The sequence below is a fragment of the Pseudophaeobacter sp. EL27 genome (assembly GCF_900313025.1).
Classification (GTDB): Bacteria; Pseudomonadota; Alphaproteobacteria; order Rhodobacterales; family Rhodobacteraceae; genus Pseudophaeobacter.
The window spans coordinates 233,094-254,303 of sequence record NZ_OMPQ01000008.1 but is presented as its reverse complement, the minus strand read 5'-3'; the positions used below and the strand labels follow the sequence as shown (position 1 = coordinate 254,303).

Genomic DNA, 21,210 nt, shown 5'->3' with positions numbered 1-21,210 from the left:
ATGCAAACATATCGGTGTTTGACCCCTTGCAGGTGAGATTTCACTCTCCCTGCACCCATTGACCTAGGGGTGTTCCTGCCCCTTGGAACCCTGATCAACCGTACGCCGATTGAATGTCGTCAACTTGTCAACCTGAACCCGACTATTGTACGTTTCCTTGCCTCCGTGTCACTCTTGGAGCTTGTAGGAGAACGGGTTGCAAGATGAGAGGGTTCCCAAAAAAATCTGCAGCAAATTCTACAAAAAGATTGATCAATTAAGATTGATCGAATTTATGTGCCATGAAATTTACATAGGTATGAAAAACTAAATCAGAAAATGGGTCTCAAAAATTTGAGCGGTCCTTGCAGAAATTTAAAAATATCTTGCCTCATCCTGTCAGCAACTTGTGCTCGAATTACATCATCGTTCTGCATAAAGGATTCATTGAATTTCCGCCTTAACGCATCTCCGTCGATGACTTCCACCGCCTGTATGTTGAATTTTGCAAACTTTGAACTTTCTTGCATTTTACTCATATCTTTTCTTCTTTCTCTTCAAAGAGATACTCTGTCGCATTAAGCGCATCTCCGTAAAGAAACTCTAATTGCATTCGGGAATCAAAGCCAGAAAAAATTCCAGCAAGTCTCCGAATTTCCAATATATTGCTTTCTGATGGCAGGTCACCTTCTTGGTCGGACTCAAGGCACCAGTAGCCTACAGGTTCTCTCGATGTCTCATTTACGACCTTGTAGATGAAGATTGACTTAAGTGATGTTTTTTGATCTTCAGAAAAAAAGTAAAACTTTCCAAACTCCGCCGATTCATAAGTATTACTTGAACCAGTGTATATGACCATAGAGTCTGAATGAAGTTTTCCGATCATAGTTCGCGTGTCGTCAACTTCAATGTTGGTAGATGACATTTGTCTCTTTGATTCTGGTCCACAGTAGGCCTTCCCTACCGGAGTGAACTGACCATCAATAGGACGAAGAAAGGAAAGGTACAAATTTCCAGATGGGTGATGTAGCGTTTCAGTGATGTAAGTTTCGACCAGCTCGAAGAGAATCCTGTTTAATGTGTCAGTTGTCTTAGAGAGTTCTAGAGTGGATTTTATTTTTTTTGCTAATTGCAATCCCTGCACATTATCAGATTGACCTAGAGCGATTGATAGTCTTCTGTTTTTTCGGAAACTATCGCATTTAACTTCTCCAGTTTCAACTTTTCAAGTTTGCGCTCACTATTTGTTCGGTCAATGAAACCTGTATTTTCATAATTCACAAGAATTAGGAAGAACAAGCCAATGACATAAACCCCTAACAGAATAAATCCGGTTACAGCAGGTAGATCTCGCCAAAACAGAAGGATGAGTAAGTTCAGGGCGCTGAGTATGAATGGTATAAAAACTGCTCTGAACCAGCCTGCTTGGGCGTTAAGCCATTTGTTGAAGCTCGATATTTTTGAAACTATCATGTTTGCAATCACCTTCTTTGCCTCCACAAGTTGCGCACTGTCGGTTGGTTAGTCAACAATTCTTCTCTTCCCAATTTCCAATTGCTTTACCGTCCGCCGATTGAATACCGCCAGATTGTCGAAGCTAAACCCGACAAAACGATCTGCGCGTTTGATCCACAATCAGGGGAACTTGTCTGCTCCCCGAATACCCCCATGACTGACTAGGGCTGCCGCCCCCGCGCAGTTCAAAAGGTGGGTCCTCACCATGCTCGCTTCAATAGCATTGCAGCTCCGCGTGGCTCTGGTCCCGTGGTTCCCACGCCCTTGATCCTTGCACCCCAGCTCCTCGGCGGAAGCCAGACGGTTGCATGCGCAACCAGTCAGATAACAGTGGAGAAAAGACATGCCGCAACTACACGCACAACCATACGATCTAGACGCAATCGGATTTTACTTTGAGAGTCTTGAGGAATATCCGGCCATTTCCAAGCGCCACATGAATGCCCACTGGGAACCCGTCGAAGAGTGCGAAATCCAGTTCATCGATGGCGACGATATCGACTGCACCTTGGCCAAGGCGTGGGGCATCAATCAGGCCAATATTGGCGGGTACTTTGCAGCCTGCGATGAATGGGAGGACTACCAGAAGAAAGTCTTCATCATCGCCGTTGGTGAAGTTGGGTTCGGTTTCGATCCAGAGGATGTTCAACCAGAAGAATTTGACGTGGATCTGTACCACGTGGACGGCATGAAAGAACTGGCGGAACAAATGGTCGGTGAAGGCCTATTCGGTGATATTCCCGAGCATTTAGAGCGCTACATCGACATGGACGCCATCGCCCGCGATCTGACCTATGACTACACAGAAATCGCAGGCGAAGTGCTAATTTATAGGGCTGGCTAAAGGTTCTTGGCACGCAGCAAGCTTAGTGAACAGAATGGAGAAATGGCGTAGCACATCCCCTGAGAGCCAATAACAACAATAAAAAACCTACTACTTGGAATCCCCAAGTGTCCCCAAGCCACACATGGCAGATAACGAGGGCAATGATCAAACCCATGCTACTACCCACAATGTACTGTGTTGCATCTTGCATCGTCATGCGTTGCCCTCCGCTTGGCGGAACGCGTGTGATTTAAGAAAAAGCATTAAATCCTCGTTTGAGCTATGGCCGCTCAAAAAGGGTCCCTTTTGATAGGGGTATCACATCACCACCATCGGAGTCCGTCATCGCTGTTTTCCACAGGTTTTTTGACGGAGTCTTGTTGGCCAAAACCACTTCCTCCGCCGCTTTGAAAGGGACCCCTTTTGCAAAGAGGAAAATCGCCATGTTTGGAGATTGTTTTGATCATGAAACCCCGCACAATCAGGGGATGGGAACACAGGCAAAGGCAGGGAGAAAGATGGGATATGTCCGCGTGTCGGACAAGGATCAAACCGAAGCTCTACAAGTCGATGCCCTGCAAGCAGAAGGTTGCAGGAAGATATACACGGATCATGGCGTGTCGGGCGGCAAGGTTGACCGCCCCGCATTGAATGCGCTGATGCGTGAACTTAGAGCTGGCGACACTCTCACGGTGTGGAAGCTGGATCGGCTTGGCCGGTCAGCTATTCACCTGTTGCAGATCCTCAACGACCTACAAGAGCGCGGTGTTGAGTTCCACGCCATCACGCAAGGGATTGATACGCGTACTGCCGTGGGGCACATGATCTATGGGCAACTCGCTGTGTTTGCCGAATATGAACGCAGTCTAATTTCTGAGCGCACGAAAGCTGGCATGGCTGCGGCCAAGGCCAGAGGTGTGCATGTTGGTCGACCACGTTTGTCGAAGACGATGGAAACTGCCCTTGATGACCTGAGCGATATGGAAGTCACATACACTGCACCAGATGATGAAATCGAACGGCGCGTAGAGCAAGGCAGTTCTTCAGTGTTGCCACGTGATGATGTTAAGACAAAACACTAAAGTTGTAGCTTCACAGCTCAGAGATGAATTGAATTTCGCAGGCACTCTGCCACAGTCTCTTAGGGTTTATTTTTCCAAAGTGGGATCAACCCTGATTTCTATTTTCTTGTGGATTAGAACTATGCAATTTCAAGATCTGCCAAGAGGTATTCCGGGTTCTCCGGCCAGTCATGACAGCGCGCCGCGTGCATTATGGGTTGATCAGGCGTTACAAATCTCGGAAAAATCAGCTCTGTGAAGAGACCGCCCATCCCATTCCGCCCGCTTGAAACATTTCTGAATGATCCAAAGTCATTTTTGGGCCGTATAGTGAGTAGGAGGAAGAAAAATGTTGATCAGAACTTTTAAAACCACCTGGGCGTCTCTGATGGATGATCGGGAGAACCCGTTACAGAACATTCCACTCCCTGCAGCATATATGCTGATGCAACTCCTAGCCTGGATGTGGAGTGCAGTCTTTTCAATATCGATTGGTAGCTATTTGGCATTCGGTATTTCGTCTATCGCACATGTCTTGATTTTGAGTGCGGTTTTTACGACTCTGGTCGTGTTTCAGAGCGCTCAAAATCCCGATTTGTTGCAAAAGCAATAACCATGGACAGCACTCATGATGTCTCTCGCAAAAATGTGGGAGAGCATCGCGCACTGATTGTGGGGGGCTCTGGTGGAATAGGTGCTGCTTTGTCTCGCGCCCTCGTATCCAAAGGCGCGAATGTGACGAACTTGTCTCGATCCAGTGATGGTTTTGATATTACGGATCCAGACAAAGTGAAACTTCATATGGACCACCTCAGTGGAACGTTCCAAACTGTCATAGTAGCCAGCGGTATTCTCGCCCCTGTGGGGAAGAGACCTGAAAAGTCACTAAAAGAGATCGATGCTGATCACATGATGCGGGTTCTGGCTGTGAACGCGATAGGACCAGCGCTGATCTTGCGGCATTTGCCACGTCTCCTGCCATTGAGTGATCGCTCCGTTGTGGGTGTAATATCTGCCCGAGTCGGTTCGGTCGGTGACAATCATCTGGGCGGTTGGTACAGCTATCGCGCCTCCAAGGCTGCGGCAAATCAGATTGTGCATACTGCCGCTATAGAGATCTCTAGAAAGCGAAAAAATGCAATCGTAGTAGCTTTGCATCCAGGAACGGTTGAAACACCATTTACTGCGCACTTTCCCGGTCACTCAAAGACTGCGCCAACTGAGGCAGCAGCCAAACTTCTTTCGGTCTTGGAAGGGCTTAATTCCTCCAGCACCGGTAGCTTTGTTGACTGGGCGGGAAAAACAGTTCCATGGTGAAGTCTCAGAATTCCTTGATGCTTGCTGGAAAACTAACCAATGCCAGTTCCGCGTTGGGCTTAGCGCAGTCAGTTGCACATACAACATTCCAAACTGGTTGAGATGTGGAAGGAGCGTCAGACGGATTTTCGCCACTGCTCTACAATCTTGCTAGGGTTAAAGATCCGCTTTCATAAGAAACTTCGCACCTACGCTGGAAGCCCATGACCCGCATCCTCTTTACGTCTTGTCGACAGAACAAATGGTTGAAATGGCTGGCCCCAGTCATCGTCAATCTAGGGTCTCACCTGATCTAGCTGCAATGTGATGCCGCACCGCCGCAAGGCGGTATGTGAGCCCTTTTTGACCGATGCTGCAATAGGCATGAATGGCCGCTTTTAAGACATTTCGATTCAGTCAGTGAGCAGCCCCACTTGAGTGGTCCAAATTGAAAGTTAGTGCATGGTTGGCCTTTGGTCCATCGGGACGATGGTCTCTGGCGCAGGTGGGCGGTAGCCCAGAGCACTGTGGGGTCGTTTGGTGTTGTAGTGTTTTCTCCAGCTTTCGATAATGATCTGGGCCTCTCGTAACGAATAGAAGATTTCACCGTTCAGCAATTCATCCCTCATTCGCCCATTGAAGCTTTCGCAGTATCCGTTCTCCCATGGCGATCCAGGCTCGATGTATGCGGCCTTGGCCCCGACAGCCTTGATCCAGCCTCTGACGGCCTCAGCAATGAACTCAGGGCCATTATCTGATCGGATGTAAGAGGGCACGCCTCGCAGAATGAACAGATCCGTCAGAGCATCAATGACTTCGTTCGCGTTCAGCTTCCGCTTCACCCGGATCGCAAGACATTCCCGGCTGTGTTCGTCCAGAATGTTCAATGTCCTGAAAGCCCTGCCATCATCTGTTCGGTGATGCACGAAATCGTACGACCAGACGTGATTACGATATTCGGGACGAAGCCGGACACACGAACCGTCGTTGAGCCAGAGCCGTCCTTTCTTTTGCTGTTTCACAGGCACTTTGAGCCCCTCGCGTTTCCACAAACGTTCGACACGTTTGTCATTCACCTGCCAGCCAGCGTCTCGCAGTAAGGCAGCAATCCGGCGATAGCCATATCGCCCGTACTGACGCGTCAGCTCGATCATATCAGCTACCAGGTGTTCCTCGTCGGCACGCCCCTGTGGCAATCGCCGTTGTGTGGACCGGTGTTGGCCCAGGACACGGCAAACGCGACGCTCGGAAACCTTCATCTTGCTGCGAATGAGGTCGATGCAGGCACGGCGGCGCGAGGGGCTCAGAAGTTTCCCTTTGCGGCCTCGGACAGGATCAATTTGTCCAGCGTCAGGTCCGTTACCGCCCTGCGCAGGCGCTCGTTTTCCTTCTGGAGCCGCTTCAGTTCCTTAAGCTGCTCTGTGCCCATTCCGCTGTACTTCTTCTTCCAGCGGTAATAGGTTTGCTCCGTCACGCCGATCTGACGGATTGCATCAATCCGGGGCATCCCTTGCCCCATCAACACTTCAACCTGCCGTAACTTCACGACAATCTCTTCGGGCTTCGGTCTCTTAATAGCCATCTATGGTCCTCCGCTTTTCTAAACATAGGGGCGGACCACTTCATTGGGGGAGGCTCACGTCCGTCTTGATAACCGTATTGGCCGCGCAGTATTGCGTCAGCCGGTTGGTCTGGATGACGATTTCCTTGGTCAAAACCTTATCGGTGAGCCGGGTGATTGAGTGCGGCATGCAGAGATTGCGCTCCCCAAATGCTACCTTGGTGCCCTGCGAATGCCTGACAACCTTCAGCCCATCGCCCTCTGGCTCTTCCGGCCCCTCATAGACCCATACTGCCAAGCCCACCTTTTCGCAGGCGTCCCGGAACTTCTCCCAGAATGAGGGGTCAATTGTCAGGCTGTCCACGTCATATTGCGCAACCATCTCAGCAATGCGCAGCGCAACAAATTCATAGTCCACCACCGCAGACAGGGTGACCTTCAATTCCTGCTTTGCAACATAGACCTTGTAAGGAATGCGATCCAAAGCAGACCGGCGCTCCAGCCCGGCCGGTGTGGTCCAATAGTCGACCCTGGCCAGCAACTGATCATCCTGCCCTTTCCAGACCGCGCCCAGGGCCGTGAGGTCGTTTTTCTCCGACAGATCAAGGGACAGGAAGCACTTCTTGCCCTCAAGGGCTTCCTCTTCGATATCCTTGATACAGTCGCGCCAGGCGGCCTCATCAACCCAGAACCCACTTGAGCCAACCGGAATGCCAAAGTACAGGCGCGAGACTGTGAGCCGTTTCCCCTCATCGTTCTTGCCGCGATTGACGACGCCGCGCACGTTTTCATAGTCGAAAGTGACGCCCAGAGCAGGCATCGCTTTGATCCAGCAGCTTTCATCTGCAAATGGGTCGTCGTCATCATCCACCCTCGCGATATAGGCAAAGGCCTCGTCATCTTCAAAGATGCCCTCCAGCAGGCGCTGGTAGTATTCTGATTGCTCGGTGCCGACGATCTGGTCAATCGCCGGGGTATTGGTGCCCAGGATCATAAAGGCAGATCCGGATTTCTTGGCGACCCCAGCTGCCCAGAGCTCAATCGGCTTGTCCGTTGTGAACTCGTGAACCTCATCGGCAATCACACAGTCCGGCCTCGGCCCCGACAGGCTGTCCGTGGTGGCCTTTGCCTCAAAGAACGAAGAGCTTTCCGTGAACTCAATCCGCCATGCATTCTCGCCTTTGCCGGAAATGAAAACGTCGCCCCGCTCTTCCAGGCTTTCGCCCAGATCGGGAATGTCTGCCCTGCAGAGTGCCGCTCCATCTTTGAACGGGATCTTTGCCTGGTCCAACTTCGAGGCAATGGCATAACACTGCGCCCGCTGGATCCCCAGAAATCCACAAACATAGATGGAAATGCCGCCCATCAGCGGAGATTTAGCCTGTCCCTTGCCTGTCTCCAGCCAGAGATTGCGGAACCGAAGGCGCCCAGCCTTGTGCCAGCCAAACAGCGACCCAACCACGAAGGTATGCCAATCCAACAAATCAAAGGGCTCACCAGCCTTCGGCCCATCCGTGATGGTGAACATCGCCGGGAAAAACTCTATCGCCTCCTGGGCTGCCTCCGCATCGAAATAGATACCGCGCGCTGCGCCGGCTTCCAGATCAGCGAAGTGGCGTCCACATGCCAGGCGCACGTACTTGCCCGCAATGATCTCCCCATCCAGAACCCGGCGCGCATACTCGCTAGTTGGGTCCAAGCCTGCCAAGATACTTGCTCGCTTTTGTTTTCTTCTCAGTCTTTCCAGTTGGAGCGGCCACCCGATCAACGGTCAATCTCAGGGCCTCTTCCAACTTCAAAATCTGGTCCTTGGTTCTCTGTAGGGCAGACCAGTGCAAATTGACGAATTCCCCACCCTTCGGGCCTTTGTTCACATGTCCTGCCTTGATGGCGATGGGGAACAGAAACTCGTATTCAACCCGCTCACGTACCAGACGATCCACGATCCGTTTGCGCTGATCTGTCATCAAATCACGCGTTTCCAGGTCCAAACAGAGCGCTTTCCACTCCCTTTCTGCGACCTTTGCGCGCTCACCACCATCCTCTAAGTCACTGTAAATATTCTTGTAGACGGGTTTCTTCATCTTCCTAAAAGTGGCTGACCCCCACCCCCCTTTGAAATTTGGTCTCTGTGAGAATGATCCTCAGCAGCGGGTGAACAGGCCCGGAGGATGTGGCACTTTTGCCACCCCCTCCCCTTGAGCGCTCAGGCCAAGCTGGGGTGTTCTAGGCGGTTGGAATGACGGTTGCGCCATCCAGCCCGACAAAGCGGCACTTGGCCTTCTCCGAGGCAATCCAGTCAGCACCACGGAAGGTCCATTGGCGCATGCCGCGCGCCTTATCCTCAATGCGTCGGCATTCTCGGTCATGGCAGTCACGGCACAGCGCCCATAGGTTCGCTGGATCATAGGCCAGATCCGGACGCAGGTCGTATGGCCTCTTGTGGTCGATCACTGCAGCCGCCTTGTGACGCCGCCCAGAGCGCAGCAAGGCGCCGCACATCTGGCAGGTCCATAAGTCACGCTGCAGGATTACCGGGCGTAGCTTGCGCCACTCTGTGGTTTCGTGGACTGAGGCCATATCAAAGTTATCGGGAATTGCTTACGCAGTTGCACCGGCCGCACCTGCTGTCAGGTTGGAGCCGGGCTGGGTCTTGGCTTCTCTACGCATCCGAGCGCTACTCACCTTACCTAGTAGCTATCAAACCATTCTGAAGTGCGCAAGTATTTGGGACATCCACCGATCCACCCCGCCGACACACTCGCACTGTGCAGGAGGTAAACTTTTATAAAATTTGGGTATTTCACACCGAAAAAGATGACGCTGTGGGCTTTTAAGGTGACATTTGCGACAAGATGACGCCACCTTGCTGAACAACCTAATCAAGCTTTGACCAGAACGCCCCTGAGTAGTAATTGCAATGACACTTCATCTTGAAGGGATTCGCCTTCTTGGATCTCCGCAGAGACCTTACTTTCTGTACTTTGGAATTTTATCTATGATATCTGACGTTATTTCGCGTATGGAACGCCGCATGTCTTACACCACAGGGAGGCGGCTAATGTGGATGGCGGGCATGTTGCCGGGCAATGGCTGGCAAGCTTCAAGAACCAAGTATGAATCTTCGGAAGATGAAAATTTACATGGGCGCTTGATCGACTTACTGATCCAGCACACATTGTATTCTGATAAACACGTTAAGTTGCACCCTATGCAGCCGTCTATGCGTAAGGCCGTGCAAAGCAAGCTTCTCGGGCTGACACTTGAAGAGACAGATGAGAGATCTGCGTACCCCTTGCCTCTGGATGAGGAAAACTTAGCAAAGGCCAGCGGAAAACTAACGCCAGTCTCTGTAGAAGTGACCCCCGATGGTGTTGGGCTCGTTTTATCGCAAGTTGTGGTTCAGAAAACGCGTGAGGCGGTCGAAAGAAGTGAGTTCGCCCATGCACCGAAATTTCTTACGAAGTATGATGAATTGGTAGGTGTGAAACTCCAACCAGTGCCTCTTTTCCACGTGATGTGGGTACCTCACGAGCGCGACTTTATTGAGTTTAGACTAGACTGCACATTGGGAGCAGGAACCAGAAATGCATTCACAATACACTCATTGTTGCGACGCTTCTGTGCTGAATTGCTTGAGGTGAAATTTGAGCCCCCACACGATCTTTTCCCAGCGATCACCTCACTGTACTCTGATATTAAGGTCGGACGAGCAACTGAAATATCATTCTCGACTTCCACAAATGGCCTTCACAATGAACGCATGTTAAGGAAAGAAGAGGGTGACAGCAGAACTCAAGCCTACCACCTAGCAGGGAAAGTCGGGGTTGATGAAGATATTTCCGTTTTTCACATCTGCGTAGAATGGCAAGCAAGGTTGTCTGAGAGGAAGTCTTATCCTATCAGCTTATCATTGCGTGGAAGCGGTCCGTCCGGAAACGGGGCAGGCGGGAACCCGGAAGTTAACGCGGCAATGCTTGAGGGCTGCCTTACAAGCGTTGATTTCGAAAGTCTGGTTGAAGTACTAGCAGAACACGCGAGCCTTAACGAGGTTGCTGTGGTAGAGTGATATAATGGAGCTTGACCACATACGAGAAGAGTTGACTGCAACGCCACTGGACGACGATGTTCGTGCAATGGCGTTCAAAGTTGTGGAATGGCTTGAAAAACTTACTGAAGATAGTGCACAGTTCATTACTGTTCGCAGGGTAATTGACCGCCTGGATCTTACCACCGAGCATACTCACGTCCTTTCGGCTCTATATGTACTTACGCAGCTCTCGAAGCCTGCATTGTCACGTGGAATCTACTGGACCGATGATGATGGAAATATTCGAGAGCTTGAGGCTGAACTCTACGCAGAAGCTTTAGAGACAGGAAAACTAGCTCACCCTGATTTCGGCACCGAACACTCAGATTTTTTGAAGTGGGTTCATCCATTCTTTTGGATGCCTCGCGAATCTGATCGGGCAAAGGGGAAATAATAGCGTGCATAATCAGCAGTTTGGCATTGCCGAGAGGTTGCCTGAAGCAGACTTGTACTTTTTCGCTACGACTACGGAAAAGCGTGTCCAAGCCCTAGAGAGTCTTTTGAAGCGTGCATACCGGCACTTAGTGGATGGACGAAAAGATTACGCGGGTCTCGGTGAGGATGGATTAACAAACATTATATGCGGGATTCTCTCAACGCTTGGCATTGTAGCAAACCATGACGTTAAACGTGGTGGTCATGTTGATCTCACCGTTGAAGACCACTCAACTGGTTTTCTTTGGGTAGCAGAGGCAAAGATTCATCGAGGGGCCAGTTGGACGGATGCTGGATTCTTGCAACTTTCTACGCGTTATGGAAGATCGATGTCCGAGAGAGATCACGCTGAAATACTGATCTATCATACTGAGGGACAAAAGCCTTCAGCTGCGGTTCTTACAGACTGGATGCATCATATCAAAGCTAACCATCAATATGTTGACATCGTCGAAGATGAGATAAATCCACATCTCTTTTTCCGCACCGAACACGACTGCAAGGGCTCTGGACTGCCTTACCATGTCCGACACACAATCGTGCCAATGACGCATGACCCTCTAAAATAAATCTCTAGGCTTCAATTCTTAGGCGAAAACTCTAACCCCAAGCCTTTCAACCGGTTTTGAGACTGCCAGAAGCTCGATCCAAAAACTGGGTACAAGAGCTATCCTCCAGAGAAAAATGGAAAAAATGGAACGACCCCAAAACCTTGCCACACTTTTAATGCGCCACTTCCATGCCGCTGGTCAGTTAGCAACAGGTCAACCTTCCTCATTGAAACTAGTTGATTTCGTGAACTCAGACCCACGTTGGAATGAAACCTTAGATGTTGGTTACCTTTTTCACGTAGTTAACCAACTCGTACACCAAGGCCTTTTGGTCGATTTGGGAGGAGTTGGACTGGAGCGACTATATTTGGGACGCGAATTTTCGGAAACCAAAGCCGAATATGGTGTCTACGAAAACCGGGTTGGTGGTCCCATTGAGATTTTTCGGCGGCACTCCGGAGCCGTTGCCCCAGTAATAGTTAAAGACCGCGATAATGACTATGATATCGGTACGGGGTTCTTTCTCGGTAACGCAAATACCTTTGTAACCGCTCGCCATGTTGTGGAGAATATGCAGAGTGTTAAGGTGTTAGGTGCAAATGAAAATCCTCGTAGAATACGAAGTCTCTCATATCACGTTGCATCTGACGTTGACCTGGCGGTCTTCTTGCTAGAAGAAGAATCGACACCAACATTTCTACCATTTCGAAAATCTGCGCACGTTCTGGGTGAAAGCATCCTGAGTATTGGTTTTCCGCCTGTTCCCGGGTTTGATCGATTGACAGTGCTTGAGCATGGCGAAATCGGATCTGAGATTAAGGTCATGAACGGAGAGATCGTTGGTGGTGGTATTCCCTACCAGGAGACTACCGAGTATTTTCTGGTCAATGCTCGCGTAAAGGGCGGAAGCAGTGGAGCACCAGTATTGAATCGCGACGGTTGTGTTGTGGGAGTGGTCGCAAGCACAGCAATTTCTCCTACTTCTTCTGACAAGTTAAATGGGCTAGGCTACGGCATCATAACTCCCGCAAGTTATCTAGACGACATACTCGACAAAGAAATGACGGTCGATTCTGGCTTCGAGGAATTTGGCAACAAAGGCGAAATCAGAACAGTAGGATAGCGAGTACTAGGGCTGACCAACACGGACATTCGCTTCATCGAATTGACAAGATAGGGCTTGACGCAAACCTGCAGTTAGCTGTGTCGCTAACGTGGGTAAGACTCGAACTTATGTGTCCCTCCCCATCTGGGAGTGCTTTTCCAAGCACGTTGCATCCAAGTCGGCAGATCTACCTCCAAACAATGGAACCAAGACCTTGGCGATGCCGCGGTTGACCTCTGACACGTCAACGACCCAGCCAGCCATGACACCGCTGTCATCCTTGATGCGAGCCTTCATACCAGGCACGATGGCCGAGGCTGCTTCCTGCTCGGCGTAGATCTTCTGGATGGTCTTGGGCAACCTCTTCATGGCGCGCATTTGGTCTTCAGGCACAGGCATGGGCCTGCCATCGCGCCCAACGACACCAAGCACCTTACCGTTTGACTGGTGGCGTAACACATCCCATGCGATCTGGTGATCTACACAGACAAAGACATAGCCGGGGGCGATCTTCTTCCTGTAAGGGATCCTGCGCCGACGACCCTGGGCCTGGTTGCGCCACGCCTTCTCAGTCGGCAGCCAGGCATCCAGTACACCCGGCTCACTTTTCAACCATTCCTGCACAACGAACTCCTGCAGGGCTGCCACCTTCAGCACGTACCAATGCGTGCAAGGTTCGCCCAGCGCGGTCTGAATAGGATCACCTGTTAGCCTGCGGTGAAGGTTTGGGCGCACCTGCTGCCCGATCTTGTAGCTCATGCCTTGCCTCAACTTCCAATAAACTCGATAGGTCCGCTGGGTCTGCTCTGATCGAACAGATACCAGCAAACATCATCCTTCCCGGCCATGGTGGTGCCGGGGATCCAGATCAGCCGGCCAACACTCACGATCTTGTGGCAGTAGTTCAGCAGCTCCGGAGTGGTCTTCACGCCGTGCTTGCGCGCTACTTTCTCCTGGACCGTGTACATCCAGGCAGCATCGAACAGCAGCCACGTTGGCCGGATCCGGGAAAAGTGGTCGATCATGGCATGCATCAAGGGGCGCGACCAAACCGGGTTGGTGATGATCATTTCCGCGCCGGTGGTGTCCACATCCTCAGCAGTCGCCTGCAATGCATCCAGACGATAGATCCCCTCTTCCCGCGGCCTGATGTCGGTAGCCACGGCACAGGCATGCCCCTCGGCGCCCAGCGCGCGTACAAGACGCCCTTCACCAGCACAGGGCTCCCAGTACCGCACAGGACGCTTCAGCTGCCGCAGGAGAGGCGGAAAGGCGCGCTGGTCGATAGTGTCATAGGCATCTTTACCAATGCGTTTGAAGTTAGAGCGCCTTCCCATGCTCCCTACCCCTTTGCTCTGGTAATCAGGAGCTCTTGCCCCTGTGCTGCAAGGATTGCCTGCTTGAGCCTGAACACATCGGTCTCATGCCCCTTGCGGTCTTCCACGACTGTGATGCCCAGCGCGTTATCGACGTAGACAAAGTCCGCGCGGTAAACACGCTCCTGCTCTCCCCCGTCTGTCATGATAGGACCGTCACGCCCCTGGAGCACGATATCGACCTGACGACGCAGCCCACAGATCTCTCCTGCCCTCTGGAGTAGCTTCAGCTCTTCCCAGCGATCCGCTTCTGTCTTGCTGTCATGGGTGATGCCGTCAGCGGTTGTGGTGCGCTGAGCGCCACGCACACGGCGACGATCTTCTTTGCCCTTCCCTCTGGGGGCATGGGCATCCCTGTACTGCTCAGCTGTCAGGCGCTCTGTCATCACACCATGCCCAGCGCTTCTTTGTACATCTCCAGCACCGCCTCTTCTTCAGCGATGTCGTCTTTGTCCCTCTTGCGGAGCCTTACAATGGAGCGCACCACCTTCACGTCATACCCGCGGCCTTTGAGCTCGGCGAAAACCTCTTTCTGCTGCTCCGCGATATCTGCCTTTTCCTGGTCCAGCCGCTCAATGCGCTCGACGAACTGGCGCAGCTCGCCTGCAGTGACCTTGTAGCTGTCGTTGGTGGCTTCGTCTGATGTTGTCTCTGGAGCTGTCATGGGGGTGATCCTTTTCTGATGTCCGTCGCTACCCCCTCACAGTGAAGGGGCAGAAAGAGAGATCAGAGGCGCGTGGCCATCTCGTACTTCACAGAGGTCTTGTTGAACTTCGCCGTGACAGCAGTCTCGAGCCCAATGCCCAGCGCGGCCGCCAGGCACATGACCCAGAAGATTGCCCTATGCAGGTTCTCATAGACCCGCTGGGCTTCTTCCTTGTCCTGAGGCTTCACCATGCTCCGGACAGCCAGCAGCTCTACTACCGAGGCAGACAAGTCCCCCACGACTGAATCCAGCATCAGGGCCTGAGACAGAAGCGGCAGCGAGCTCATAGGATTGCTTACGGGCGCCCCCAGCTCAAAGCCCAACTCTATCCCCAGCAGATCCAGTGAGATCACGGTATCGCCCATCTCGTCTGCTACGTCCTGCAGGGAGAGCGTGGAGCCAGCAATACCGCGCTGGGCCCGGGCAACCTTCTTGATGGCCCCCAGCAGCTCTCCTGCCTCGTCAGCCACCTCCACCGCCCGAAAGGCAAGGTCTGCCTGCTCATTGCCCGCCCACTCGGCCTGACGGGCGATATTGGCGGCGCGCAGCTTATGAAAATCAATGCTCATGTGCGTTTCTTCCTTTCGTGGTCTGCGATCTGTTCACCGGCGAATTTCAAGGCGCTGGCGATTTCGGCGGCATGGGGGTGTTTGACAGCGGCGTTCCTGGCGAGGCGGTGTTGGACTGCATAGGCGCCCCGCATCTCATCCAGGGAGTTGAGGCGCATCTTGCGCGGCGCGGTGGTGACCCCTGCCCTCTGCGGTGCAATCACCACGCAGTCACCCAGCGCAAGATCGACGGTAACCACAACCTGGCCAAAGCGGGTGCCGTGCAGATCGGGGCTGGAGTGCGGCGAGCTCATACCCGGATCCCCGCGGCGTGGCAGTCATCAATGCTCACCAGCCCTGCCGTGATGCACTCACCAGCCGCGTGGATCGTGATGGACCGGCAGACGAAGGGTTTGCCCTCACGGATGTTTTGCGCTCTGGCCTGCAGCACTGCGTCCTGGCTCGGCTTTGGGGTGACCTTGGGCACATGGCGCTTCCAGGCCCCCTGAGCAAAGAAGTTCTGGCTATAGTGGACCCGCTGAGCGTCATAGCCAGCCACCCTGGCGCCGTACGCCTCGGTTGCTGCGATGATATCCTCCGGGCGCTCACCAGCCTCGATCAGGGCCTGCACGGCCGCTTCGGTCTCTGGCCAGCTGTCGGGACGCGGTGAGGCTCGCCACACCCGATCAAAGAAAGATCCAAAATCAAAATCCTGATGCGCGGCGTCAGCAGCGCAAGGTTCCTTTACAGGTTCCTTTACTGGTTCTTCCTTTATATGGCCAACTCCGGTTTTCAGGAGATGGAATGGCCCGAAAACCGGAGATGGATCGGCCTGAAAACCGGAGATGGACCCATCTCCACTATTTGGAGTTGGACTTGCGGTTTGTTCCACTTTTGTCTTCCGCTTTCCATCTCCACTATTTGGAGTTGGCTTTTGTGGGCGCTCCATTTCGAACCCCAAGATGTAGTGGGTAGCTTCCCGTCGGCCGGTCTTTGCGCTTTTACGCCGATCACGGCGAATTAGCCCCTTTTCCTCCAGGCCATTCAGAGCCGCGTTGACTGAGCTGCTACCGCGCCCGGTTTTGGTCATCAGGTACTCCTGCTTAGGGAAGCACCCCTGAGATGGGTTGTGACAGTCGCACAGCACAAACAGGATCCGAAACTCGGCGTTGTTCAACCGGGTCGGGTCAAGGTCCGCCAGCCAGTGAGTTGCTTTGTGGCTCATGGCTTTCCCTCATTGACAGCAACACCATCCACTGCAACCTTCGGGGGAGTTCCGCGATGTTTCATAGGTGCTCCATGGGCGATCTTGACCTCCAGACTTTGAGCGAGCTGACAAAAGTCGCTGGCCAGGCGTTTTCCTCGACGGAACGAGGGGTGTCCCTTGCCCGATCCATCAAGAGTCTTTTCGAGAAATCTGAGGCGGCTACAGACAGTGATCTGGATGCCGCCGTTGCCGAGCTTGCTTCGCAAATAGGCGATGCGGCACTGGCGAATGCTAAGCTCAAGGTTCAGCTGAGTGAGCTGCTTCTGGAAATCAATCAGCAGAAAGCACGTGATGATAAACTTGCGCGCTACGCGCTTCACGAGCGGGACACCGGAAGCCTCGTGTACTCGCTCCGCGAGGAACACTGCGGGGACGAGCCAGCGCACAGCATATGCCCCAATTGTGCAGATCGCGGTAAGCACATAATTCTTCAACCCAAGTATAAAGGCTTGGGAAGTTATCACCTTGCTTGCTCCGAATGCGAAACGGACTTTGGATTTTTGCGCAGTGAGCCTATCAATGGGCTTTGAAGCTTTGTGGCTCATCTCTGCACCATCTTCACGCGGTTCAGCAGATCCTGCAGTGCCGCCATGCCTTCAGGACCTTCTTTGAGAAGCGGATCAAAGTTGCCAGTGGTGACCCCATGCAGGACGGCAGCAGGCACTTCGCCAATCTCACGCAGCGCCGCCTCGGCTATGATCTGCAAATCACTCTTGCCGCAGGCTTCCTGGCGCCGGGCGTCCAGGTGAGCCCGGATAGGGTATTCCCCAACCACATCTTCCAGGATGAAGCCCAGTTCCCAATCAAAGCGCATATCGCCGCTTTTGATCTTGGTCAGGGTTCCCTCTGACATGCAGCGCCCGGTCATCTCTTTGATGACCATCACCACAGCTGCGCCTCCCCCCGCTTTCTTGACGAGGCTGGCAAAGGTTTGGCGAAGGGCCGGTGTTTCGTAGCTCTCATACATGGAAAGGCCATTTCCTTGGTGTTTCTCTGGCCCTGCCCCATGGTGGATACATGGAGGAGGATATTTGCATAGGAAGGGGGCTACTGCTGGCCGGGTCCGCCACTCTCAACTGGGTTGGCAGTCATGTATGCTCTGATCAGTCGAGCTTTTTCAGCCAACATTTCTGCGCGGCGCTTTTCCCTCTCATAGAAGCGAGAGTTCTCAAGCGCTCGAACGCAAACGGTAGACGGTTTGAGGCCCGTAGCACCGCAGTAGTCTTCAAGTTCGGATATGATGTCGGGGTAAGTCATGCATCAACATGTGGACATTTATCCACCCATGTCAATGGACTTTTATCCCCTAGCAAAATGGACAGTTATCCATAATAAAATGACTATGGCCAAATCATTCAGAGACGCGCTGATCGAAGGGATAGCCTCAAGCGGAGTGTCAGTCGCAGAACTGGCAAGAGCGACGGGTGTTTCCAAGGATCAGATCCATAAAGTGAAGCAAGGGAAGAGCAGATCCACCAATGTGGATGATGCTCTGAAAATTGCGAACTACTTCGGGCAGTCCCTAGATGAGTTCCTTGAGGACTCCTCTACTCAGAAAGACGCTGAGATAGCCTCTCTCTTGATGCAGCTAGAACCGACAGAGCGTCAGTTCCTGCTAAACGCTGCAAAAGCTCAGATCGACGCTCGAAATCACTCGTCTCCAGTGCCTGACGAAGAAACCCAATAACCTCTTCTCTACCCATACGTCCCCCATGGTTTGCAAATAATGGCCACGCCACCAATTTTCTGTGGCTAAGCGAACCGCCTATGGCGGCATGGGGAGTGCAGAGACTGCGAGGTCAGGGACCGAGTCTCATTCTGCACGTTGCAGCCCCCTGATAGGGACAAACAGAGAACAAATCAAGTGGCAAGATACAACCCTATCGACACCCAGTAAATTTCAAGCTACCGCATAGAGAGCGCCAACTTTTGTCTGGACAGACTGGGCTTTCAGAGGAAAACGGCAACAGCTCAAAGGCAACTCTGCGCAGATAGCTACCTTTGCAAAGTACGACCTCGCCTTAAGGTTCAGTGGCAAATGCGTACGTTCGTTAGCGTACTTCAGACGTTGCTTTGATACATGGCAATCGTAGGGTTGTGGTCTCGGTTGTTGGCCAAAATCCACGCTGAAAACCGCTAGTGAAGCTGTAAAAAAACAGCCACGCCCTGTTCCGCTTAGTTTTGGTTGACTCTACTTAAGCTGTTTCGTTTTCTCCCGACTTGAGGAGAACAAAATGTCTAACCAACAAGTTCTGGCTGAACACGGCGTCGGGATCTGCATCCTAGGTCTCGGGTTCTCTACTGTCGCAGCGCCACTTTCTTCAGTCGCTCTCATCGGCGTCGCACTCTTTGACGTTTGGCGCAGTTGTCGTCACGCAAAACGCAAAGCCGCGCGAGAAGCTGGCATGGCCAGGCTTGCTTCCCTCGGCATCACCGACCGGCAGGCAGAGGTGGCGCTGAACTATCTCAAGGACTACAAGATCCATCTCGAGGTGAACCCTGCCTCTTTAAAAGACTCCCGCACACGCGGCGCTTTCCCGCAAACCCTTTACGATACGCTTTTTGACCCCAAAACGATTCCCGCCGATGACCGCGTCCCAGAAGCTCTTTTCGCTATTGTTGAGGGGGCCTGGGAGGTTCTGCGCTTGGAAGATGACGTACACAAACTCTTCACCCAGGAAAGCCTATCGCACCTAGAAAATCAGTTCGATACCCGGTTTGATGCGTTGGAAGAACGTCTCGCCACCGACATTGACGACCTAAAAGGGTTGGTCGCAAATCTGATCCGCCAACTGGCAGACCATCGACCACAATTGTCCGCCACGGCGCAGACACTGTTGGATAATGAGAGTTTTGTCGTCGCCCTCGCTTTCCGTTATGCTGAAGGTAGTCAGCAGGATTTCGCCGCTGCGCTCCGCGGTCTTGAACACGCTCTGGAGATCGCAGCTGAAGAACGGGAGAGGGGGAAACTTCCTACCAATACCGATGACGCTGTCAACGCTATCATCGTTCAGGTCGATGCCCTGAACGAGTCAGGTCAGATCGAAACCGCCGCCGCTTTGCTGGCGGAGGAGGAGCTGCGCGCACAAGCCGGTCTGATTCGACTGTATGACAAAGGCATCTCTCAGGCGGTTCTGACACGCGATGTTCAGGCAGCCGTTACTTATGAGCTGAAGAAACTGCCGATGGAGTCATCGGAGCCGGAAGACTCTTATAGGAATCATTGTGACGTTTACAACGAATGGTACACGCGGGGTGCTCAGAAAGGCCTGAACTTCGATGTCGAAGTGGCGATTGCGCTTATGCAACATATGGTCACCCGCTTTCGCGAAGATCAAGACAAGAAAGGCGTGTGCCTAGGCAACCTGGGAGTTGCGCTGCAGACCCTCGGGGCGCGGGAGAGCGGCACCGCGCGGTTGGAGGAGGCCGTCACCGCCTTGCGCGCTGCGCTCAAGGAACTTACCCGCGACCGGGCGCCCCTCCACTGGGCGACCGCCCAGATGAATCTCGGGGTTGCGTTGCAGACCCTCGGGGGGCGGGAGAGCGGAACAACGCGGCTGGAGGAGGCCGTCACCGCCTTCCGCGCTGCGCTCAAGGAACTTACCCGCGACCGGGCGCCCCTCGACTGGGCGACCGCCCAAATCAACTTAGGGAATGCGCTACAGACCCTCGGGGCGCGGGAGAGCGGCACCGTGCGACTGGAGGAGGCCGTCGCCGCTTACCGTGCTGCGCTGGAGAAAAAGACCCGCGACCGGGAGCCCCTCGTCTGGGCGGTGACCCAGTTGAACCTTGGGGCTGTGCTCCAGATCCTCGGGGCGCGGGAGAGCGGCACCGCGCGGCTGGAGGAGGCCGTCACCGCCTTGCGCGCTGCGCTCAAGGAACTTACCCGGGACCAGGCGCCCCTCGACTGGGCGACCGCCCAGATGAACCTCGGGGCTGTGCTTCAGACCCTCGGGGAGCGGGAGCGCGACACCGCGCGGTTGGAGGAGGCCGTCACCGCCTTGCGCGCCGCGCTCAAGGAATTTACCCGGGACCGGGTGCCCCTCCACTGGGCGAAGGCTCAGATGAACCTCGGTAATGCGCTCCAGATCCTCGGGTTGCAGGAGAGCGGCACCGCGCGGCTGGAGGAGGCCGTCACCGCCTGTCGCGCTGCGCTGGAGGAAAGGACCCGCGACCGGGTGCCCGCTGACTGGGCGAAGGCCCAGATGAACCTCGGTAATGCGTTGCAGACCCTCGGGGGGCGGGAGAGAGGCACCACGCGGCTGGAGGAAGCCGTCACCGCCTACCGCACTGCGCTAAAGGAATTTACCCGCGACCAGGCGCCCCTCGACTGGGCCAATACCGTTGGCAACGAAGCCTTGGCCCTGCTTATCCTGGCAGATCGAACCAAGGATTCTACCCTCGTCGTCCTCGTGCTCGATAAGCTAGCCGATGCTGAAACGGTTCTGCGTGAGTGCGGGCACCCGGCATCGGCAAAAGCCTTAGCCAATCAGATCCCCCAGGCAGAGGCACTCCTTGCTCGCCTCACCTCGCCTGACTAAGCCAAATGCGATTGCCTTTCTTTGAACCGTCAAACCCGACATTCGTGCGAAGCGCAGCAACAGGATTGTGAGCTTAACAGTTGCTCCTTGCAGCAGCGCGTTCCAACGGCTGTTTTGGGCTGAGAGCAGTCATCTACGGTTCTTGAAGGTTCGCGTGACAATCGCTGCGCATGGGCAACGGCGGCTATGCGCAGATATCGAGCTTTGCAAAGTCCGGGAACAGTTAGTTCCATTTGCCTGATCAAAAGCTGTAAATGAGTGGAAGCAGGTACTTTCTAGTAGACCTATCTACTGTTAGCTCTCAGCCATGCGAATTCATCTCTCTGACTGGGTGAACTAGTTTAACTCCCGTG

26 protein-coding genes and 1 pseudogene are annotated in these 21,210 nt (G+C 53.4%); 10 read left to right on the top strand and 17 right to left on the bottom strand.

All coding sequences use genetic code 11. The features are described from left to right. Window positions 1-311: 311 nt before the first annotated feature. The 3 genes from ED661_RS05775 to ED661_RS05765 are packed head-to-tail and all read right to left on the bottom strand — an operon-like array spanning window position 312 to window position 1,464. Window positions 312-518: a hypothetical protein gene (locus ED661_RS05775; RefSeq protein WP_122072978.1), complete on the bottom strand. Its 207-nt coding sequence runs from the start codon at window positions 516-518 to the stop codon at window positions 312-314. Continuing rightward, complete coding sequence (locus tag ED661_RS21860; protein WP_162930051.1) at window positions 515-1,123, bottom strand: hypothetical protein; 609 nt, start codon at window positions 1,121-1,123, stop codon at window positions 515-517. Before ED661_RS21860 ends, ED661_RS05775 begins: the two co-directional genes overlap by 4 nt. A gap of 14 nt (window positions 1,124-1,137) precedes the next feature. Beyond that, on the bottom strand, window positions 1,138-1,464 hold the full coding sequence (locus ED661_RS05765; protein ID WP_162930050.1) for a hypothetical protein: 327 nt from the start codon (window positions 1,462-1,464) through the stop codon (window positions 1,138-1,140). A 373-nt stretch (window positions 1,465-1,837) separates the two neighbouring features. Between ED661_RS05765 and ED661_RS05760 the strand changes: the two genes are divergently transcribed. The 4 genes from ED661_RS05760 to ED661_RS05745 all read left to right on the top strand — a co-directional run bounded on the left by ED661_RS05760 (window position 1,838) and on the right by ED661_RS05745 (window position 4,698). Then, a complete protein-coding gene (locus ED661_RS05760) occupies window positions 1,838-2,338 on the top strand; it encodes an antirestriction protein ArdA (protein WP_122072975.1) in 501 nt (166 codons plus the stop codon). A gap of 362 nt (window positions 2,339-2,700) precedes the next feature. Further along, window positions 2,701-3,402, top strand: coding sequence for a recombinase family protein (locus tag ED661_RS05755; protein ID WP_254054777.1), 702 nt, complete (start codon window positions 2,701-2,703; stop codon window positions 3,400-3,402). A 328-nt stretch (window positions 3,403-3,730) separates the two neighbouring features. Continuing rightward, complete coding sequence (locus ED661_RS05750) at window positions 3,731-3,994, top strand: hypothetical protein (protein WP_122072974.1); 264 nt, start codon at window positions 3,731-3,733, stop codon at window positions 3,992-3,994. Between the two features lie 2 nt (window positions 3,995-3,996). Beyond that, window positions 3,997-4,698 (top strand): SDR family NAD(P)-dependent oxidoreductase, encoded by a 702-nt coding sequence (locus tag ED661_RS05745; RefSeq protein WP_122072973.1) that lies wholly within the window; start codon window positions 3,997-3,999, stop codon window positions 4,696-4,698. Between the two features lie 434 nt (window positions 4,699-5,132). Here ED661_RS05745 and ED661_RS05740 read toward each other — a convergent pair. The 4 genes from ED661_RS05740 to ED661_RS05725 all read right to left on the bottom strand — a co-directional run bounded on the left by ED661_RS05740 (window position 5,133) and on the right by ED661_RS05725 (window position 8,818). Continuing rightward, window positions 5,133-6,259, bottom strand: a protein-coding gene (locus ED661_RS05740) for an IS3 family transposase (RefSeq protein WP_122072972.1) whose coding sequence is annotated in 2 segments (ribosomal slippage) — window positions 5,133-5,995 and window positions 5,995-6,259 — 1,128 coding nt in all. Because the reading frame shifts where the segments join, the coding sequence is not laid out codon by codon here. A 40-nt stretch (window positions 6,260-6,299) separates the two neighbouring features. Then, entirely contained in the window at window positions 6,300-7,946 is a 1,647-nt protein-coding gene (locus ED661_RS05735) for a terminase large subunit (protein ID WP_122072971.1), read from the bottom strand. Continuing rightward, the gene (locus ED661_RS05730; protein WP_122072970.1) at window positions 7,924-8,322 is read right to left on the bottom strand and encodes a hypothetical protein; all 399 of its coding nucleotides are present in this window, start codon (window positions 8,320-8,322) and stop codon (window positions 7,924-7,926) included. The genes ED661_RS05735 and ED661_RS05730 overlap by 23 nt, the downstream gene beginning before the upstream one ends. 142 nt (window positions 8,323-8,464) lie before the next feature. Beyond that, the gene (locus tag ED661_RS05725) at window positions 8,465-8,818 is read right to left on the bottom strand and encodes an HNH endonuclease (protein ID WP_122072969.1); all 354 of its coding nucleotides are present in this window, start codon (window positions 8,816-8,818) and stop codon (window positions 8,465-8,467) included. Between the two features lie 340 nt (window positions 8,819-9,158). Here ED661_RS05725 and ED661_RS05720 point away from each other — a divergent pair, with 340 nt between their 5' ends. The 4 genes from ED661_RS05720 (at window position 9,159) to ED661_RS05705 (ending at window position 12,437) form a co-directional block, all read left to right on the top strand. Continuing rightward, window positions 9,159-10,307 (top strand): hypothetical protein, encoded by a 1,149-nt coding sequence (locus tag ED661_RS05720; RefSeq protein ID WP_162930049.1) that lies wholly within the window; start codon window positions 9,159-9,161, stop codon window positions 10,305-10,307. A 4-nt stretch (window positions 10,308-10,311) separates the two neighbouring features. Further along, window positions 10,312-10,722, top strand: a complete 411-nt coding sequence (locus ED661_RS05715; RefSeq protein WP_122072967.1) for a hypothetical protein — start codon at window positions 10,312-10,314, stop codon at window positions 10,720-10,722. A gap of 4 nt (window positions 10,723-10,726) precedes the next feature. Further along, window positions 10,727-11,332, top strand: coding sequence for a hypothetical protein (locus ED661_RS05710; protein WP_122072966.1), 606 nt, complete (start codon window positions 10,727-10,729; stop codon window positions 11,330-11,332). 115 nt (window positions 11,333-11,447) lie between these two features. Beyond that, window positions 11,448-12,437 carry a serine protease gene (locus ED661_RS05705; RefSeq protein WP_122072965.1) on the top strand — a complete coding sequence of 330 codons (990 nt, stop codon included), beginning with the start codon at window positions 11,448-11,450 and terminating at the stop codon, window positions 12,435-12,437. Between the two features lie 108 nt (window positions 12,438-12,545). On the opposite strand, the gene ED661_RS05700 is transcribed toward ED661_RS05705, so the two are convergent. The 10 genes and pseudogenes from ED661_RS05700 to ED661_RS05660 form a co-directional block, all read right to left on the bottom strand. After that, window positions 12,546-13,178 carry a transcription termination/antitermination NusG family protein gene (locus ED661_RS05700; protein ID WP_122072964.1) on the bottom strand — a complete coding sequence of 211 codons (633 nt, stop codon included), beginning with the start codon at window positions 13,176-13,178 and terminating at the stop codon, window positions 12,546-12,548. An 8-nt stretch (window positions 13,179-13,186) separates the two neighbouring features. After that, a complete protein-coding gene (locus tag ED661_RS05695) occupies window positions 13,187-13,756 on the bottom strand; it encodes a hypothetical protein (RefSeq protein WP_122072963.1) in 570 nt (189 codons plus the stop codon). Window positions 13,757-13,761: 5 nt separating this feature from the next. Next, window positions 13,762-14,181: a DUF1064 domain-containing protein gene (locus ED661_RS05690; protein WP_122072962.1), complete on the bottom strand. Its 420-nt coding sequence runs from the start codon at window positions 14,179-14,181 to the stop codon at window positions 13,762-13,764. Continuing rightward, window positions 14,181-14,459: a DUF2312 domain-containing protein gene (locus ED661_RS05685; RefSeq protein ID WP_122072961.1), complete on the bottom strand. Its 279-nt coding sequence runs from the start codon at window positions 14,457-14,459 to the stop codon at window positions 14,181-14,183. The genes ED661_RS05690 and ED661_RS05685 overlap by 1 nt, the downstream gene beginning before the upstream one ends. Before the next feature lie 62 nt (window positions 14,460-14,521). Further along, window positions 14,522-15,070, bottom strand: coding sequence for a MazG-like family protein (locus ED661_RS22080; protein WP_216822437.1), 549 nt, complete (start codon window positions 15,068-15,070; stop codon window positions 14,522-14,524). Next, window positions 15,067-15,363: a hypothetical protein gene (locus ED661_RS05675; protein WP_122072960.1), complete on the bottom strand. Its 297-nt coding sequence runs from the start codon at window positions 15,361-15,363 to the stop codon at window positions 15,067-15,069. Before ED661_RS05675 ends, ED661_RS22080 begins: the two co-directional genes overlap by 4 nt. Then, complete coding sequence (locus ED661_RS22170) at window positions 15,360-15,731, bottom strand: hypothetical protein (protein ID WP_254054776.1); 372 nt, start codon at window positions 15,729-15,731, stop codon at window positions 15,360-15,362. The genes ED661_RS05675 and ED661_RS22170 overlap by 4 nt, the downstream gene beginning before the upstream one ends. Window positions 15,732-16,079: 348 nt before the next feature. After that, window positions 16,080-16,274, bottom strand: a pseudogene (locus ED661_RS22400) (helix-turn-helix domain-containing protein); the annotation flags it as partial. Beyond that, window positions 16,271-16,861, bottom strand: a complete 591-nt coding sequence (locus ED661_RS05665) for a hypothetical protein (RefSeq protein ID WP_122072958.1) — start codon at window positions 16,859-16,861, stop codon at window positions 16,271-16,273. The gene ED661_RS05665 and the pseudogene ED661_RS22400, both read right to left, overlap by 4 nt. Beyond that, window positions 16,858-17,283 carry a hypothetical protein gene (locus tag ED661_RS05660; protein ID WP_122072957.1) on the bottom strand — a complete coding sequence of 142 codons (426 nt, stop codon included), beginning with the start codon at window positions 17,281-17,283 and terminating at the stop codon, window positions 16,858-16,860. Before ED661_RS05660 ends, ED661_RS05665 begins: the two co-directional genes overlap by 4 nt. Window positions 17,284-17,571: 288 nt before the next feature. On the opposite strand from ED661_RS05660, the gene ED661_RS05650 reads away from it, so the two are divergent. Both ED661_RS05650 and ED661_RS05645 read left to right on the top strand, forming a co-directional pair. Further along, window positions 17,572-18,003, top strand: coding sequence for a helix-turn-helix domain-containing protein (locus ED661_RS05650; RefSeq protein WP_122072955.1), 432 nt, complete (start codon window positions 17,572-17,574; stop codon window positions 18,001-18,003). 547 nt (window positions 18,004-18,550) lie between these two features. Then, window positions 18,551-20,857 (top strand): tetratricopeptide repeat protein, encoded by a 2,307-nt coding sequence (locus tag ED661_RS05645; protein ID WP_216822436.1) that lies wholly within the window; start codon window positions 18,551-18,553, stop codon window positions 20,855-20,857. Window positions 20,858-21,210 lie beyond the last annotated feature (353 nt).